This is a genomic window from Paenibacillus sp. cl123 (assembly GCF_900101595.1).
In the GTDB taxonomy this organism is placed as follows: Bacteria; Bacillota; Bacilli; order Paenibacillales; family NBRC-103111; genus Paenibacillus_G.
In genome coordinates, this window is sequence record NZ_FMYY01000010.1 from 1 (window position 1) to 15,085 (window position 15,085).

13 protein-coding genes and 1 pseudogene are annotated in these 15,085 nt (G+C 53.0%); 10 read left to right on the forward strand and 4 right to left on the reverse strand.

The window, feature by feature from the left end; genetic code table 11:
* Window positions 1–484 precede the first annotated feature (484 nt).
* The gene (locus tag BLR08_RS16920) at window positions 485–697 is read left to right on the forward strand and encodes an IS110 family transposase (RefSeq protein WP_256257713.1); all 213 of its coding nucleotides are present in this window, start codon (window positions 485–487) and stop codon (window positions 695–697) included.
* Between the two features lie 42 nt (window positions 698–739).
* Here BLR08_RS16920 and BLR08_RS16925 read toward each other — a convergent pair whose 3' ends face one another.
* The gene (locus BLR08_RS16925; protein ID WP_072333366.1) at window positions 740–2,479 is read right to left on the reverse strand and encodes a HAMP domain-containing sensor histidine kinase; all 1,740 of its coding nucleotides are present in this window, start codon (window positions 2,477–2,479) and stop codon (window positions 740–742) included.
* A complete protein-coding gene (locus tag BLR08_RS16930; protein ID WP_072333363.1) occupies window positions 2,476–3,213 on the reverse strand; it encodes a response regulator transcription factor in 738 nt (245 codons plus the stop codon). Before BLR08_RS16930 ends, BLR08_RS16925 begins: the two co-directional genes overlap by 4 nt.
* Window positions 3,214–3,696: 483 nt before the next feature.
* On the opposite strand from BLR08_RS16930, the gene BLR08_RS16940 reads away from it, so the two are divergent.
* From BLR08_RS16940 to melA, 6 genes and pseudogenes are all read left to right on the forward strand, one after another.
* Complete coding sequence (locus tag BLR08_RS16940; protein ID WP_038585821.1) at window positions 3,697–4,008, forward strand: YbjQ family protein; 312 nt, start codon at window positions 3,697–3,699, stop codon at window positions 4,006–4,008.
* A gap of 255 nt (window positions 4,009–4,263) precedes the next feature.
* Window positions 4,264–4,995, forward strand: a complete 732-nt coding sequence (locus BLR08_RS16945; RefSeq protein WP_256257712.1) for a CPBP family intramembrane glutamic endopeptidase — start codon at window positions 4,264–4,266, stop codon at window positions 4,993–4,995.
* A gap of 533 nt (window positions 4,996–5,528) precedes the next feature.
* Window positions 5,529–5,960 (forward strand): GNAT family N-acetyltransferase, encoded by a 432-nt coding sequence (locus BLR08_RS16950; RefSeq protein WP_072333357.1) that lies wholly within the window; start codon window positions 5,529–5,531, stop codon window positions 5,958–5,960.
* Between the two features lie 165 nt (window positions 5,961–6,125).
* Window positions 6,126–6,647, forward strand: a pseudogene (locus BLR08_RS16955) (transposase); the annotation flags it as partial.
* 380 nt (window positions 6,648–7,027) lie between these two features.
* The gene (locus BLR08_RS16960; protein ID WP_072333354.1) at window positions 7,028–7,975 is read left to right on the forward strand and encodes a Gmad2 immunoglobulin-like domain-containing protein; all 948 of its coding nucleotides are present in this window, start codon (window positions 7,028–7,030) and stop codon (window positions 7,973–7,975) included.
* Window positions 7,976–8,302: 327 nt separating this feature from the next.
* Window positions 8,303–9,715, forward strand: coding sequence for an alpha-galactosidase (melA, locus tag BLR08_RS16965; RefSeq protein ID WP_072333352.1), 1,413 nt, complete (start codon window positions 8,303–8,305; stop codon window positions 9,713–9,715).
* Window positions 9,716–9,981: 266 nt separating this feature from the next.
* Here the strand turns inward: melA and BLR08_RS16970 are convergent, their stop codons facing one another.
* Complete coding sequence (locus BLR08_RS16970; RefSeq protein ID WP_072333349.1) at window positions 9,982–10,767, reverse strand: AraC family transcriptional regulator; 786 nt, start codon at window positions 10,765–10,767, stop codon at window positions 9,982–9,984.
* Between the two features lie 101 nt (window positions 10,768–10,868).
* Here BLR08_RS16970 and BLR08_RS16975 point away from each other — a divergent pair, with 101 nt between their 5' ends.
* From BLR08_RS16975 to BLR08_RS16985, 3 genes are all read left to right on the forward strand, one after another.
* Window positions 10,869–12,005, forward strand: coding sequence for a DUF2264 domain-containing protein (locus BLR08_RS16975; RefSeq protein WP_072333346.1), 1,137 nt, complete (start codon window positions 10,869–10,871; stop codon window positions 12,003–12,005).
* Between the two features lie 664 nt (window positions 12,006–12,669).
* Complete coding sequence (locus tag BLR08_RS16980; RefSeq protein WP_072333343.1) at window positions 12,670–14,157, forward strand: alpha-N-arabinofuranosidase; 1,488 nt, start codon at window positions 12,670–12,672, stop codon at window positions 14,155–14,157.
* A gap of 14 nt (window positions 14,158–14,171) precedes the next feature.
* Window positions 14,172–14,447 (forward strand): DUF6171 family protein, encoded by a 276-nt coding sequence (locus BLR08_RS16985; RefSeq protein WP_072333340.1) that lies wholly within the window; start codon window positions 14,172–14,174, stop codon window positions 14,445–14,447.
* Window positions 14,448–14,529: 82 nt separating this feature from the next.
* Here BLR08_RS16985 and BLR08_RS16990 read toward each other — a convergent pair whose 3' ends face one another.
* Complete coding sequence (locus tag BLR08_RS16990) at window positions 14,530–14,790, reverse strand: hypothetical protein (RefSeq protein WP_072333337.1); 261 nt, start codon at window positions 14,788–14,790, stop codon at window positions 14,530–14,532.
* Window positions 14,791–15,085 lie beyond the last annotated feature (295 nt).

The window sequence follows — 15,085 nt, forward strand, 5'->3', positions numbered from 1 at the left end:
TTTTGACATGATGGACGATGGAGATCCAGAAGTGCCGCCGCAGTTTTCATGCGAAGCATGTGAGGGGGAAATGTACCCGGAATATTACAAGGGAGTTCATGGATACGAGTACCGGATTGAAGAGAGGATCGGCTCTAGAGAAGTAGAAGAAAGCACAAAGTAGAAGAAAGCACAAAGTAGAAGAAAGGGAATGGATATGGGGTGGAAAAGCGATAGCGGCCGCCTTTAAAGTCGTGTTCATACCACTTCATACATTCAAAGAACACGACTTTAACAGCGGTTGGAGGCCCATATCCAATTCCCTCCCCATGCTCGAAAGTATGGGTTCAGACAAGGACCTAGCCGCAGGCTAGGTTTTTCTTAGTTATTTGGAGTTTTGCCTTTGGAAGGCGGAGTAAACGTGGCGAATGTCCGCTTCATACTGTCGGTCCAAGTGGCATCCGAATGCGTCGTCCCGCTCATCATACGTTCATTGGCGGGTTTCGTGCCAGGGCAGAACGAAAGTGCCGGAAAACGAAAAACCGCGAAAACTCGCAAAGGCAACAAATATCTCCGGCCGGCATTTATTGAAGTCGCCCCTCCGTATGCTGATATCCGACAATTACCTGAGAGCTCAGTATCGACGTATCGCCGTCCGAAAGGGCCGACACCGAGCAGACGTTGCTTTCGCTCACTCCATCATGGTCATTGGTCCTGATGTCACCATTTCACCGGCGTAAAAGGGGGGAATTCCGTCATCTCAGCAGGGCAATATGATCTCAATTTTTGTGCCTTGCCACACTTTGGACTGCACATGGATTTCGCCGCCATGTGCTTCCACGATGGTTTTGGCGATGCTCATTCCGAGTCCGGAGCCATCCGTCGATTCTTCAGTATTCGTTCCCCGGTAGTAGCGATTAAACAAATGATTCAGTGTTTCCTCGTCCATCCCTTTGCCATTATCAATTACTCGGATGTATGCCTTGTCGTTCATCATGCCGACAGAGACGGTGACGACCACGCCCGGTGGGTTATGCTTTACGGCGTTAGACAGCAGGTTGTCCATCAGCCTCCGCAGCCAGGTCTCATCTGCCTTTGTCATTAGGGGACGCTCATTCCCAATGTAGAGAAACTGATACCCGGACATTGTGACATCGTTGACGTACTTCAGTACGGAGCAGCGAACCAGCTCATCCAAATCCATCTTCCGAAGCTCCATGATCGAATCTCCCTGCTTGAGCTGATGAATCATGGCAAAGTCGGAAATCAGCTCAAGCATATATTCCCCCTTTTCCCGAATCGTCGATCCCATGATTCGCATCTCCTCATGACTCCATTGTTCAGGCAAGCTCTCCAGCATATACCCATAGCCTTGAATTGTGGCCAGGGGCGTGCGCAGATCGTGTGAAATTCCCGACATCCACTCCGCTTGCGCCTTCTCCAGCCTCTCGCGCTCCTTCTCGGTTTGCGCCAATTGATGGGCCATCTGATAGAAGGATTGAATCACTTCCTTATAGAGCCTGTAGCGGATTCGCATCATGCCGTTGCGGCGGAATACCTTGCGCATGTCCTTGGCGGTCAGTACTTGGTCGTACTGTCCCCGGCCCATACGTTCAAACCAGCCTGCGAACAGAATCAGCGGCTGACCGTAGCGGTAGCCATGCCAGATGGAGATCGGCAGCGCCAAGAGCAGGATCAGAACTGTAATCCAGACGAGTCCACGTGTTGCCTTTTCCATTACAGGATGCTTCGGAGGGGCTCCCGCTGCATGGGGGGTATAGAGAATCCACGTCATGCCGCTCAGCTTGTCCCGATGGGTGACAATATTCGTATCATAGTTGCTGGGCGATTGCTGGATGGCCAGGATATCCAGCTGTCGATACGCCTTCTGCACGTATGCTCTATCGCCGATGCCTTGTACGATTTGGCTCTCGGGGTCGATCACCTGCAGATAGCTGCCGGTTTCGCGCAGCCGCCGGTCCAAGTGGGAAACCGCTTCGCTCCGCACGATTCCATGCTGCCCGTAGGCATCAAACCAGGCTACGAGCTGGTCAAGGTCAGGACTAGGATAGCCCAGCATATACAGAAGCGGGTCTTGGAAAGCAAAATTAAGCTGAGTGTGTACGGCATACGTTCCAAACGTCCGTGTCTCTTGGATATCGAGCAGTTGGGCGATGGAGTAGGAGGCCGGCAGCGTAGGATGGGGAGGTGTATTGACGGCGTAGATCACTTCGCCTTCGGCACTGACAACCTGCAGCCACATGCCTTTTTCCTCGATGAGCTTGTCCCATTCGGAGGTGATCTGAATCGTCCCGTCCTTGTAATGTGCTTCTTGAGCGATCTGTTGCAGGACGCCAACCGGAAAGTTCCGGCGTATCTCATTACTCGTCATGTTCTGGAAAAACAAGACGCAGGCAAGCAGAGTAATAGCCACCATAAGCAGGGCATAAAAAATCAATTGATACGTAAAGTGGAAGGCCATGCGCTGCTGGATCTTCATCGCTCCTGAGGCTCCTCCTTCACCAGCTTGTAGCCAAGCCCGCGTACGGTAAGCAGCAGCTTCGGATTGCCGGGATCGATCTCAATCCGCTCCCGTATGCGACGGATATGCACCATTACCGTCGAATCATCGCCCTGTCCGTTGATCCCCCAAACCTTGTCGTAGAGCTGTGTTTTGGAAAATACGATGCCGGGAAACTTACAGAAGTGCAGCAGCAGCTGGAACACCTGCGCGGGGCAAGGAACTGGCTGTCCCTCCACGATTAGTTCGCCCTCCGCCTCGTTGACGGTGAAGCGGCCAAACCGGTAAATCCCCGGATCGGTCCGTTTCGCCGGATTGGCCGTTGAGGCTTCTGGCTCCAGCCGGCGTATGCGTGCCTGAATTCTTGCGGCCACCTCCAGAGGATTGAAGGGCTTCGTGATATAATCGTCCCCGCCCATAGCGAAGCCTCGCAGGACATCGAGATCGGAAGCCTTGGCCGTCAGAAACAAAATATGCGGATTTCCGTATTTGCGGAGCTTGGAGCAGAGCTCCAGGCCGTTGCCGTCGGGGAGCATAATGTCGAGCAGGATGATATCGGGAGCTTCACGCTTCGCTAAATCGAGAGCTTCTGCACAGGTAGAAGCTGCGTGCAGCTGATGAAACCCTTCCCTGCGAAGCACCATTTGCAGCATCGTGACAATCGAAGGTTCGTCGTCGACGATTGCGATTTTAAAATCGGCTGGACTTGTCATTGTTTTCACCCATTTACCATAGTAGCATAATCACCTTAACGGAACCTAAACGGCGGGAGCGAAATTAAGCTGATGTTTGTCAATCCGTTTAGGTTCTGTTTCATTGGGGCTGGTAGGATAGGAGTGAGAAAACAATTCGAACATACAAAGGACTGGTTTATGAGAAGATCATCCCTAGTCACCGCCGTGGCTTCGTCGAACCAGCCAGCGGTCAATAGCAAGTCTACCGGGGTCAAGCTGCCTGTGGACAAACACGTTTCGGAGGTTATCGTTTTATTCTAATGGGGCGCTTTCCAGAATGTACGGGATGAACACTCCTGGACATGTTGAGCCGAGGTCATTGAGGATACCGGTAAGTGAATGCTGAACCAAGCTTGCAGCCTCCATTAGGAGCTCAGCCCCAAAAAGGCCGGTTGGGGCCTGAAGCGGAAAACAGCAACAAAAGTATTACCATATAGCCAGGCCAATTGAGGAGGATAATATATGATTATAACCACTACATCAACTATTGAAGGTTCCCCGATAAGGCAGTATCTGGGCATTGCCACCGGTGAAGTCATTATAGGAGCCAACGTATTCAGAGACTTTAAGGCTTCGATTACCGACCTCGTAGGGGGGCGCTCGGGCGCTTACGAAGGCAAGCTTCAGGAAGCGAGAGATACGGCATTTGCTGAGATGACTCAGAAAGCTTCTGGGATGGGAGCTAATACGATTGTCGGAGTCGACATTGATTATGAAGTCATTCGCGATGGCATGCTGATGGTCGCCGTAAGCGGGACGGCTGTGATCGTTTAACACCACGATGTTTGCCCAGTGTCTGGATGACACGTTGCTTGCCTTTGAGAACGTATGTTGAAGCGTTTGGTAATCGAGGATCATCGGCTCGTCTTTGAAGAGCAAGTGAGCGATTTTCTCGTTCATTAACCTTTTTTCAAAGTAGGAAAAGTTACTTCTGTGAAGGCTTGTTGCTTGACTTCATCCGCCGCAGCTAGCGTATAGGTGATACGATGGTCTGCTTCAGCGCATAACGATGCAAAGAGGTGTACACCCGTGAAAAATGTTAAAAAATTGTCTGAGACTGAAAAGGAACTCATGGAGGTAATTAGCCATTCCACCTCCACTATGCCCCAAGCCCGACCTGGCTGGCCAGAGATCGTAACTGCACTGGGTCTCTATCTGATCGGCATTGTTATGCTCGCTATTTGGATGACGCAAATCCCTGACGAGCAAGCCATCTTGCGAATTAACATCGGGGGTGTAGTCAATGGTCTCGTTGGCCTCGCCGCCTTGCTCGCAGCCTGTGCCCTGCGAGTTCGCAATCTGCGCGCTTTCGGTTTCCGGGCGACCGAACGGAAATGGCTGCTTGTGGGAGCCGCTCTCGGTGTTGTTGCGTTCGGCGGATGCTTCGTTATAGAGGGGGTGTATTTTCACTTCATCACCGAGCCGAACAACCAAGCGGACTTCCAGACGGCGGCGAGAGGTGGCGCGCTCTCACTCTTCGTTCTGATTATCACTGGCGCCATCCTCACGCCGCTCGGCGAGGAGTTTGTATTCCGTGGCGTTATTGCCAATGCGCTGAACCGTTACGGAGCATGGGTCGGCGTGGTCGGCAGCGCTGCGATCTTCGGCGTCGTTCATGGATTCAACGTCATCCTGTTCGACGCATTCATGGTCGGCATCCTGACGGGCATACTGTTCCGTAAGACGGATTCGATCTGGCCCGGGGTCGTGGTGCATATTGTGTATAACGGCCTTAATCTTCTCTACTATTCTACGCTATAGATCTAATTTCATGAGACATGGCGGCAGAGACAAAAAACTCGATCAGCTGTGCGCGACCGTGGCTGTCTATGATCGTAGCGTTATAGCGTTGATGTAGTGCTCATCGCCAAAATTTTAAGCACAGCGCATCCGAATTGGCAGCTTAAAGTGCTCCAAGATAATGGTTGCCGAAAGCCATTTTTCCTGTTGCAACCAGATGACGTTTGTTCAGGGTCAAATTTGTACACCAATCACTATTATCCTGACGGCCATGACGGGCCGAACGTGTTGAAACTCGAGATGAACCCAATATGTTATGCCATAAATAAAAAGGCGCTGCCGATTAGCTGGCAGCGCCATCGCCTTTGCGTGTATAGCTGCGCCTTGCGTTTTCATGCCCTAATTTATGAAATTTAATCATAGATGTGTCAGATGAGAGGATGCGGAGAATAGCAGTTTAGCTGGACTAAAAAAGCTCTCTATAAAACCAAATTGGTTGTTTATGATGTACTCATACTAAACTATACCTCGAATTGAACAGGAGTTGTACGTATATGGAATTGCATGTATCTAATGAGACTAATGATCCCGCCAAGTCATATATCCTTACCAAAATGATTGAATATAATTTTAGGCATTTCCCCGACGATTTGAAGGACAGGTTTCAAATCGTAAACCTGTATTTGAAAGATGCCAATGGGAATGTTTATGGTGGGCTAGTGGGTGAAATATGCTGGAATTGGTTAGAGGTACAGATTCTCTTTGTAGATGACGCCTATCGAAAGTTAGGATATGGGAAGAAACTTCTCTTGGAAGCGGAACAAATTGCAAAAGATAAAAAATGTGATTTTATAAAGCTAGATACTTTGAGCTTCCAAGCGGTGGATTTTTACAAGGAACAAGGCTATGAAATTTTTGGTACGATACAAAATGCTGGAAGTCACACTCATTATTATCTAAAAAAAGACATCCATGCATTACGATAACATTCCTGTAGAGCTTAAGAAATAAGTATTGTGAAAAAAAGGAGCGCCTCGTTATGGGGGCCACTGAAAAAGTCCATAAAATGAAAAGGCACAGACGCTTAATATTTTGAGGGCGCCGTGCCTTTTTCTTGTATACTTTAAGTAATACATCGGAAGCGTGAGACCCTGTTTCAGCCTCAACTCTCATTTGCACTTAGTCCATACACAGCGCTATACGACCTCATCGTGCCGAAAGATAATAGATTAATGAACTAGTCGACTTCTCCTTCGTCTACGACGAATTGAAAGTCAACTACTGTTTAGATAACGGCCGCAAAGCCATCGCCCCCTTGCGAATGTTTAAATATCTATTGCTGAAAGCGACCTTCGAGGTTTCGGACGTGGATCTGGTCGAGCGCTCCCGGTACGACATGTCTTTTAAATATTTCCTTCAAATGGGCCGGATGAAGCCGTTATCAACCCGAGTTCTTTGACGAAGTTCCGCAAGTTGCGGTTAAAAACCTGGACCTGCTGGATTTACTTATCGGCAAAACGGTTGAGCTAATTACTGCGCATGGCATTTTAAAGAGCAGCACGTCCATCATCGTGGACGTTACGCATACAAAAGCCCGTTATAACCAACAATCGCCAAGAGAGATTTTGCAGGATCGCTCCCGCAAATTGCGTAAAACTATCTACACCATAGACGGTTTGTGCGGAAAACCGCACAAAATGCCCCCGGCAGGCGGATGGAATATGGGTTTTGTGCGGAAAACCGCACAAAATGCCCCCGGCAGGCGGAGGGAATATGGGTTTTGTGCGGAAAACCGCACAAAATGCTACCGGGTGGAGGATGGAATATGGGTTTTGTGCGGAAAACCGCACAAAATGTTCCCACTGGCAGTCCAAATGAGGGAGTAGCGTGGGACAGCCATTGCAGGTCAGCGTTCATTGCGATCTTACCGCTGATTGACGGCATGCGCCAATGGAATGTGCATGTTGATGCGAACGCTCGGTGAATGGAAGGGCGGCTGGCTTGAAACCTTTTAAGATCATGTTACGTCTGCCTTATAGAGGAGTTGAGAAACATGAGCAAACAAAAAGGGTTGCTTATTTTCGTTTTGTTTTGCTTGGCGGCGTTAATGGTCTCTTGCAATCAAGGAAGCCGGCCCGGGGACAAGACGAAGGGTCAACCGTCCGAGCAGAAAACGACGGCAGTCAAGGCGATTGACAAGGGCTACGTCATCCAAAAGGAAGGAAACAGCTGGCTGGTCACAGCCTATATGGAGAAGGACGGCGGTCCCTTTATCGAAGCTATCTCGTTTACGGTAAACGAGCAGACGGTGCTGCAGGATGACAGCGGTGAGCCTGTAAAACCTGAGAACGTGCCGGCTGGTACACAAGTAGAAGCATGGCACACGGGGACAGTAGCGGAGTCCTATCCTGCACAGGCGGTTGCGGCGAAAATGATCCTGAAGGCTCCATCCGAGAAAGCGCCGGAGGGAATGATAAGCCAAGCGGACGCTCTGAAGATTGCCCTGCAATCGCGTTCCGGGCAGACAACCGGCGCTTTGGCCGTCAAAAGCGCCGCGCTTGATAAGGAGAAGGCATATTGGAGCGTTGTTCTTGTTTCGCACGAGGCCGTGGATCGGCCAGTCGATATCCGGATTGACGCCCGATCCGGTCAAGTCGTCCCGGCTCCTGTGGCGGAGAACGATGCTTTTCGTGTATTTTCCCCCGAACCCGGGACAGAAGCCGGCCCAGGGTTCAAGGTTGAAGGGGAGGCTCGCGTATTTGAAGCCGCTTTTAGCTGGACGCTGGAGGACGGACACCATATTTTGGCCGAAGGCCATGAGACGGCCAAGGAGGGCGCTCCCGGATGGGGCCGATTCAGCTTTGACGTCAGCTACGAAAAAGCTTCACAGCCCAACATGATGTTAATCCTGTTCGTTCACAGTGCCAAAGACGGAAGCGTTCAGAATCAGCTGATTATTCCGCTGAAAGCTCCGAAGGAGCGTATTCAGTACAAAAATTAATGGATCACGGCCTCGAAGTCCGGTGAACAAATGGCCAGAGAGCCGATGGGGGTTGAAACAGCGAGTGGAAACCCCGTTCGGCGCAGAGCCGATATGGAGTAGAAACTGCGAGTGGAAACCCCGTTCGGCCGCATGCCGCGTGTTGTTCACCGGTCTTTTTGGGCAGCATGCGAAGCCGGCCTTCCGGAGGCATGCGTATGCGGGGGTATGCCTGGGAAATTGGTGAAGGTGCAGGCAGGGAAATTTCGTTGGACAAAGAAATAAGAAGAGTCCATATGAAAAGGATGTGCGTGTCATAGGAGCAACAAGCTCACTGGAGGGAATGGAATGAGAAGAATCGCCATTATCGGCGCCGGAAGCATCGTGTTCTGCAAGACGCTTATACTCGACATGATGGCGACGGAGGCGCTGCAAGAGACGGAGTTTGTCCTGATGGCTCCTTCGACGGGGAGAACCTCGCAGGTCGAAGCTTATGCGAACGAGGTCATTCGCGCGAATGGCTTGAAATCGAGAGTCATCGTGACGACGGACCGCCGCGAAGCGCTGAAGGGAGCCTCCTACGTCATCTGCACGTTCCAGATCGGCGGCATGAGCGCCTTCGAGCTGGATTACAAAATTCCGCTGAGATACGGCGTTGATCAATGTATCGGCGATACCATCGGGCCGGGCGGCATTTTCCGCGCGCTGCGCAGCATTCCGGTGATGCTCGAGATCGCACGGGATATGGAAGAGCTGTGTCCGGACGCGACGCTGCTCAACTACGTCAACCCGATGGCGATGATCGGCTGGGCGCTGGGCGGGACCGGCATCAAGTTTGTCGGCCTATGTCACGGCGTGCAGACAACCCTGGACCTGATTGCCGGCTATGCGGGCGTGCCGAAGGCGGATATTGACTTTGTGTGCGCCGGCATCAACCATATGGGCTGGTTCACCAAGCTGGAGCATCAAGGCAGGGATCTGTATCCGATTCTGCGGGAACGGTTCGAGCAGCCGGAGTTTTACGTAAATGAGAAGGTCCGCGGGGAAGTGTTCCGTCATTACAATTATTTCATGACGGAGTCGACCGGCCATCTGTCCGAATACGTCCCTTGGTTCCGCAAGAACCGGGATGCGCTCAGCTTGTACTGCGACGAGCCTGCTTTCGGCGGGGAATCCGGGGCCGCTTACGAATGGGGCAAGTATGTGGCCGAGAAGTACAGGGAGAAAAACGTGCTGGAAGGCGAACCTACCGCCCTGCCGGCCCGCAGCGTAGAATATTGCGCTTATATTATAGAAGCTTTGGAGACGGGCAAGCCGTTCAAGTTCAACGGAAATGTCCGCAATGACGGCATGATCGCCAATCTGCCCGCAGACTGCTGCGCCGAAGGGCCGATCTATGCGGACCGAACGGGTCTGCATCGCGTGCTTGTCGGCGAGCTGCCGCCGCAATGCGCCGCCCTGAACATGACGAATATCAATGTTCAGCGACTGGCTGTGCTGGCCGCCCGGACAGGCGATCCCGACTTGCTCGTACAGGCTGTATCGCTCGACCCGTTAACATCCGCCGTGCTGACCTTGAGGGAGATTCGCGAGATGGTCAGCGAAATGCTGGAGGCCCAGCGCGAGTGGCTGCCGCAATTTGCCGGCCGTGCGGTCCGCCCCACTCCGACGGTGATCATCCCGCCCGATGTGGCGCGAGCGGATGTGCCGATCGATCCGGCCTTGGCCGTGTACAGCCGGTTCGGCGAGCTGGCCAAGTAGCAATAGGGAGCCGGGCTATTAGGGGATGAACAAGCAGCCTCTACAAGTCTTCAGTTTCCTGCGGCTGCGGAGAAATGGAAGCCGTCGTCGCGGCGCGCGCTTTGAACGGCCATAGCTGTGCGGCTAAAGGTTGATTAGGAGGGCCGAGCAGCAGCGCCATTAAACATCAAATAGACTGCCGAGCAGCCTCGGCAGTCTATTTTCCATCTATTGTCCGCAAGAACTACCCAAATTAAACGAACGTCGTTATAATCGAAGAACGGGATTTAAGCTTCGTTTCTGAATTTATATTTCCGGGGCGAGACGCCGACGAATTTTTTGAACTGGCGCATAAAATGAGTGTCGTTCTCATAGCCGCACAGCTTGGCAATTTCGGCTACAGCTAATCCGCTGTGGTCCAGCAAATATTTCGCGTAATCCAGTCTGGCGTTAATGATGTCCGACATCACTGAGCATCCGAACAAGTCTTTGTAAATATGCTGGAAATGCGACTTGCTCATATTGAAATGCGAGGCGAGCTCAGGTATGGAAACATAGGTATGAGGAGAGCTGTACAGCTCGTTGCGCAGCTCGGAGAACTGAACGTAATGCCGGTTCAGTTTCTCGGGATGAGCGGTACGTCCCTGCACATCGCTCAGCTTCATGAAGAAGGAACGCAAGTCGCAGTCGATAATCCGGTTGCGAAGCGGTCCGCCCGAACGGAAGGCGCTCTGCAGCTCCATGATGCATCTGGAGATAAGCTGCGGATCGGAAGCTTTAACAGGCTTGTCCATGGGGAAGTTCAAGGTCTGAAGCAATTCTTGCACATCGTCTCCCTCGCAATGAAACCAGTCATTGATAAACGGGGCTTCGACGTCCCTGTAGCCATGGGGAGTTTTCGGGCGAAACAGAATGAACGAATTTTTAGCGACGGGAACATCGCTGTCTTGCAGCCGCACCATGGCGTTGCTCTTAAAGAAAACAAAAGCGTAATCTCCCGAGCCGGCCGGCCGGTTAATCAGGAGTCCATCGGGATGAACGAAATGATATCCGCAAGAATGCAGCTCCAGCATAAGAACACTCCCCACAAGTCCGATAGGTTAATTTTTGACTATTATAGGGCATGGCATGCAAAGGATCAACCAAATGATAAGCGCCGGAGGGAATGAGACATATGACCGCAGACCGAAAGTATTGGGTCGATACGTTAGTTAGAATTGCGCAGCCTGTTCTGCAGGCGTTAGCGGAGAGGCGGCTTCGCGCTGCCATGCCTGTCGAGGCGAAGACGGATGACCGGTCCGACTGTACGCATCTGGAGGCTCTTGGGCGTACGCTGGCGGGCATGGCCCCGTGGCTGGAGAGCGGCCCGCGTAAAGGCCCGGAGGGGGAAATCCGCGCCCGGATGGCTGAGCTGGCAAGGCAGGCGATCGATGCGGCGACGGACCCGGCTTCGCCGGATTATATGAACTTCAGCAAGGGCAGCCAGCCGCTGGTAGACGCGGCTTTCCTCGCGAATGCCGTGCTCCGGGCTCCGAATGAGCTGTATGAGCGGCTCGAGCCGCGCGTTCAGGCGAATTTGGCTGACGCTTTGCTCGCCACTAGGGTCATCCGTCCCGGCTTCAGCAACTGGCTGCTGTTCAGCGCCATGATAGAGGCTTTGCTGTTCCGGATAGGCGGAGAGTGGGACCGCATGCGCGTCGATTACGCGCTCCGGCAGCATGAGCAGTGGTATGCGGGCGACGGAGCTTACGGCGACGGCCCGGCTTTTCATTGGGATTATTACAACAGCTTCGTCATCCAACCGATGCTGGTTGAAGTATTGGATGCGGTCGGCGATCAATTCGGCGAGTGGAGAGAGCTTCGGGGCAAAGTGCTGAAGCGGGCCGTCCGTCATGCGGCTGTTCAGGAGCGGATGATTTCGCCGGAAGGAACCTTTCCGCCGATCGGCCGGTCGCTGGCCTACCGTTTTGGCGCGTTCCAGCATTTGTCCTTGATGGCGTTAAGAGAGCAGCTCCCGGAGGAGGTCGAGCCGGCTCAAGTTCGCTGCGCGCTGACGGCGGTTATCAAGCGGCAGATCGAGATGCCGGGCACGTTCGACGACGAAGGCTGGCTGCGGATCGGCTTTGCCGGCAGCCAACCCGAGGTCGGCGAAACGTACATTTCGACGGGAAGCTTATACTTGTGCACGACGGTATTTCTGGCACTGGGGCTTTCCCCGGATGCCGCATTTTGGCAAGGAGAGGCCGAGTGGACTGCCCGTAAAGCATGGTCCGGCGGCTTCACGCCAGTCGATAAAGCGATATCGGGATGAAGAGGGAGATCCAACAACCCATGAAATCGGGGGAGTTTGCAGAGGAAACCTGGCCGGGGCGGTCAGGTTTTTTCTTGCTGCACAGGGCTTCTTGGCGGAGGGGACTAATTCGAAGCTGGTTTTTCGTACAAAACCCATGCGTATGATGTCCGGTCGGTTGAGTTTATGCGAATTTTCGTACAAAACGCCAGCGCTTGAGCGCCAGTTGGGCGCAAATGTGCGGAATTTCGTACAAAACCCCTGCGTATGATCGCCAGTCGGACACATGTGTACGACTTTTCGTACAAAAGTCCGACGCTTGTCCGTCAGCCGACGCATGTAGTCGATTTTCCCGTTGCTGCTTAGGTGAAGTGCGACCAAGGAATTGATGGATACAGCTGTCGAGTGGAAGACCGGATGGGAACTGGAGATATCGAAGAAAGGGAATGGATAAGGGGGGGATAAGCGAAGGCGGGCCCGCATGCCGGATCATTCCTGCAGTCTAATTATAAGCCAATTAGCCGAATGGCGTTAATTGCCCAAGCCTTCATCCCGAATGCGCGTATCTTCCGACAAAAAAGCACAATAGGTCAGTTTTTCCCTGCTATAGTTTATTGATAGCGCCGCAGCCTGAACGTATACTTTGGATGATGCGATTCCATTCAAAAGAAAAGGACGATGAACGATGAAAAGCAGCATTATCGTCAATACCGATATTCAGACGGGCGTGATCAACAAGCATATTTACGGGCATTTCGCCGAACATCTCGGGCGCTGCATCTACGAAGGCATCTGGGTAGGCGAGGATTCCCCGATCCCCCATACGAGGGGGGTGCGAAGCGATGTGCTGGAAGCGCTGAAAAAGCTGAATATCCCTAACCTGCGCTGGCCGGGAGGCTGCTTTGCCGATGAATACCATTGGAAGGACGGCATCGGTCCCCGTTCGGAGCGCAAGCGTATGGTCAATACGCACTGGGGCGGCGTTGTGGAGAACAACCACTTCGGCACCCATGAATTTCTGATGCTGTGCGAGATGCTGGGTGCAGAGCCTTACATCAATGGCAATGTCGGCAGCGGCACGGTGCAGGAGATGCAGGAATGGGTCGAATACATGACATTCGACGGGGAGTCTCCGATGGCCGATCTGCGCCGGGCGAACGGCAGAGAGCAGCCGTGGAAGGTCGCGTACTTCGGCGTCGGCAATGAGAACTGGGGCTGCGGCGGCAACATGCGTCCTGAATACTACGCAGATCTGTACCGCCGTTTCCAGACCTATGTGCGCAATTACGGGGACAATAAGCTGTACAAGATCGCCTGCGGCGCCAACTCCGCGGATTACAACTGGACGGAGGTGCTGATGGAGCGGGCGGCGAACCAGATGCACGGGCTGAGCCTGCATTACTATACGGTTCCGAAAACCTGGGCAGATAAAGGGGAAGCTGTCGGGTTCCCGGCGGACGAATGGTTCGTTACGCTGAAAAATGCGCTCTTCATGGACGAGCTGGTCGCCAGGCACTCCACGATCATGGATAAATATGACCCGGCCAAACGCGTCGGCCTGATCGTCGATGAGTGGGGCACCTGGTACAATGTGGAGCCGGGCACGAATCCGGGCTTCCTGTACCAGCAAAATACGATACGCGACGCGCTTGTGGCGGGGCTGACGCTGAACATCTTCCACAAGCATTGCGACAGGGTTCGGATGGCGAACATCGCACAAACGGTCAATGTGCTGCAGGCGATGATTTTAACCGAGGGCGAGAAGATGCTTCTGACGCCGACCTATCATGTGTTCGAAATGTTTAAGGTTCACCAGGACGCGGCAGCGCTGCAGATTCAGACCGAGTCGGCGCCATATGAGATGGACGGCCAGGTGATTCCGCAGGTGAGCGCATCCGCTTCGAAGTCTGCGGCTGGCACAATACACATCAGCTTGTGCAACTTGAGCCATGAAGCGGCAGCCGACGCAGCCGTTCAGCTTCGCGGGGCCGGGACGCTAGGTGGCCCGATTCGCGGCACTATCCTGACGGCCGGGCAAATTGACGGACATAACACGTTCGATCAGCCTGAGCGGATCAAGCCGGAAGCCTTCCAGCAGTTCACGGTGGAAGATGGCATGCTGAACGTTTCGCTGCCGCCGATGTCTGTCGTCGTGCTCGCTGTTGAAGGGTAAGGCAGGGGCCGTTTATGGTCGAACGGCTAGTAGACGACCCCGGCTCCTGCAAGGGTTGCAGCGCCGATGTGAACGTGTCCGAGAAGCAGATCCGGCGAATGCTGGAGGTGATGGCGATGAAGGAGTTTGCCTGCGTCAGCGAGGCTGTGTATCAAGACCGGCTGCAGCAGTGCGCCCATTGTCCGTCGCTCCAATACGGGACGACCTGCGCCCACTGCGGCTGCATCGTTCGGGTCAGGGCCAAGCTGGCCGAGAAGCATTGCCCGCTGCCGGGCAATAGGAAATGGTAATAGGCGTTCAGGTTGTCCCGAAGTTATAATGACGGAGGGACAGCCTTTTTGCTGTTGGGATAGCGGATGGCTTTATTTCGTCTTAAGGTTCTGATAATATGTCAGATTGGGACAGTGAACTGATATTACAGTAAACTAGGGCGACGCAAAGGGAGATGCATAAGTTATGCTTCTTATCAAGGTTCTCGTGCAGGGCTCCAACATCAAGCCTGAAGTTCTCAAGTTGAAAATTACCTAATGTTACAATATCAAAAGATTTCCTAAAACAGCTCTCTTCGCCGCCGATGCTAAAAGCACTGACAATTTCGTCTCCGGTTTCAAAATAAACGCCAATATCAGCCACAGTATCTGCCTGCTCCCCGGAACAGGTCTACTCGCCCCTCCTGAGACAATCTTCAGCTTCGTACGGCAAATGGATTTCCACAACAGTTCCCCGGCCGTCGGCGGCATTACTCCCGATGCTCATGGAGAACTGTCCCCTATAGGCAAGCGTAAAGCGGCGGTATACGTTCAGTATCCCCGTGTGACGGCCATTCATCGCTGTTCCTGTCAGGGAGGGACTATATTGACGAGCCGGGCGCAATTCCGGTACACTCACAATGCGCACCTCTTCGGTCAAGCGGATAGAGGACCATACT

Bases quoted from the DNA above. Each gene is read 5' to 3' on its own strand.
- BLR08_RS16925 (WP_072333366.1), bottom strand. From the start codon at position 2,479: ATGAAGATCCAGCAGCGCATGGCCTTCCACTTTACGTATCAATTGATT.
- BLR08_RS16930 (WP_072333363.1), bottom strand. From the start codon at position 3,213: ATGACAAGTCCAGCCGATTTTAAAATCGCAATCGTCGACGACGAACCT.
- BLR08_RS16940 (WP_038585821.1), top strand. From the start codon at position 3,697: ATGATTATAACCACTACATCAACTATTGAAGGTTCCCCGATAAGGCAG.
- BLR08_RS16950 (WP_072333357.1), top strand. From the start codon at position 5,529: ATGGAATTGCATGTATCTAATGAGACTAATGATCCCGCCAAGTCATAT.
- BLR08_RS16960 (WP_072333354.1), top strand. From the start codon at position 7,028: ATGAGCAAACAAAAAGGGTTGCTTATTTTCGTTTTGTTTTGCTTGGCG.
- melA (WP_072333352.1), top strand. From the start codon at position 8,303: ATGAGAAGAATCGCCATTATCGGCGCCGGAAGCATCGTGTTCTGCAAG.
- BLR08_RS16970 (WP_072333349.1), bottom strand. From the start codon at position 10,767: ATGCTGGAGCTGCATTCTTGCGGATATCATTTCGTTCATCCCGATGGA.
- BLR08_RS16975 (WP_072333346.1), top strand. From the start codon at position 10,869: ATGACCGCAGACCGAAAGTATTGGGTCGATACGTTAGTTAGAATTGCG.
- BLR08_RS16980 (WP_072333343.1), top strand. From the start codon at position 12,670: ATGAAAAGCAGCATTATCGTCAATACCGATATTCAGACGGGCGTGATC.
- BLR08_RS16985 (WP_072333340.1), top strand. From the start codon at position 14,172: ATGGTCGAACGGCTAGTAGACGACCCCGGCTCCTGCAAGGGTTGCAGC.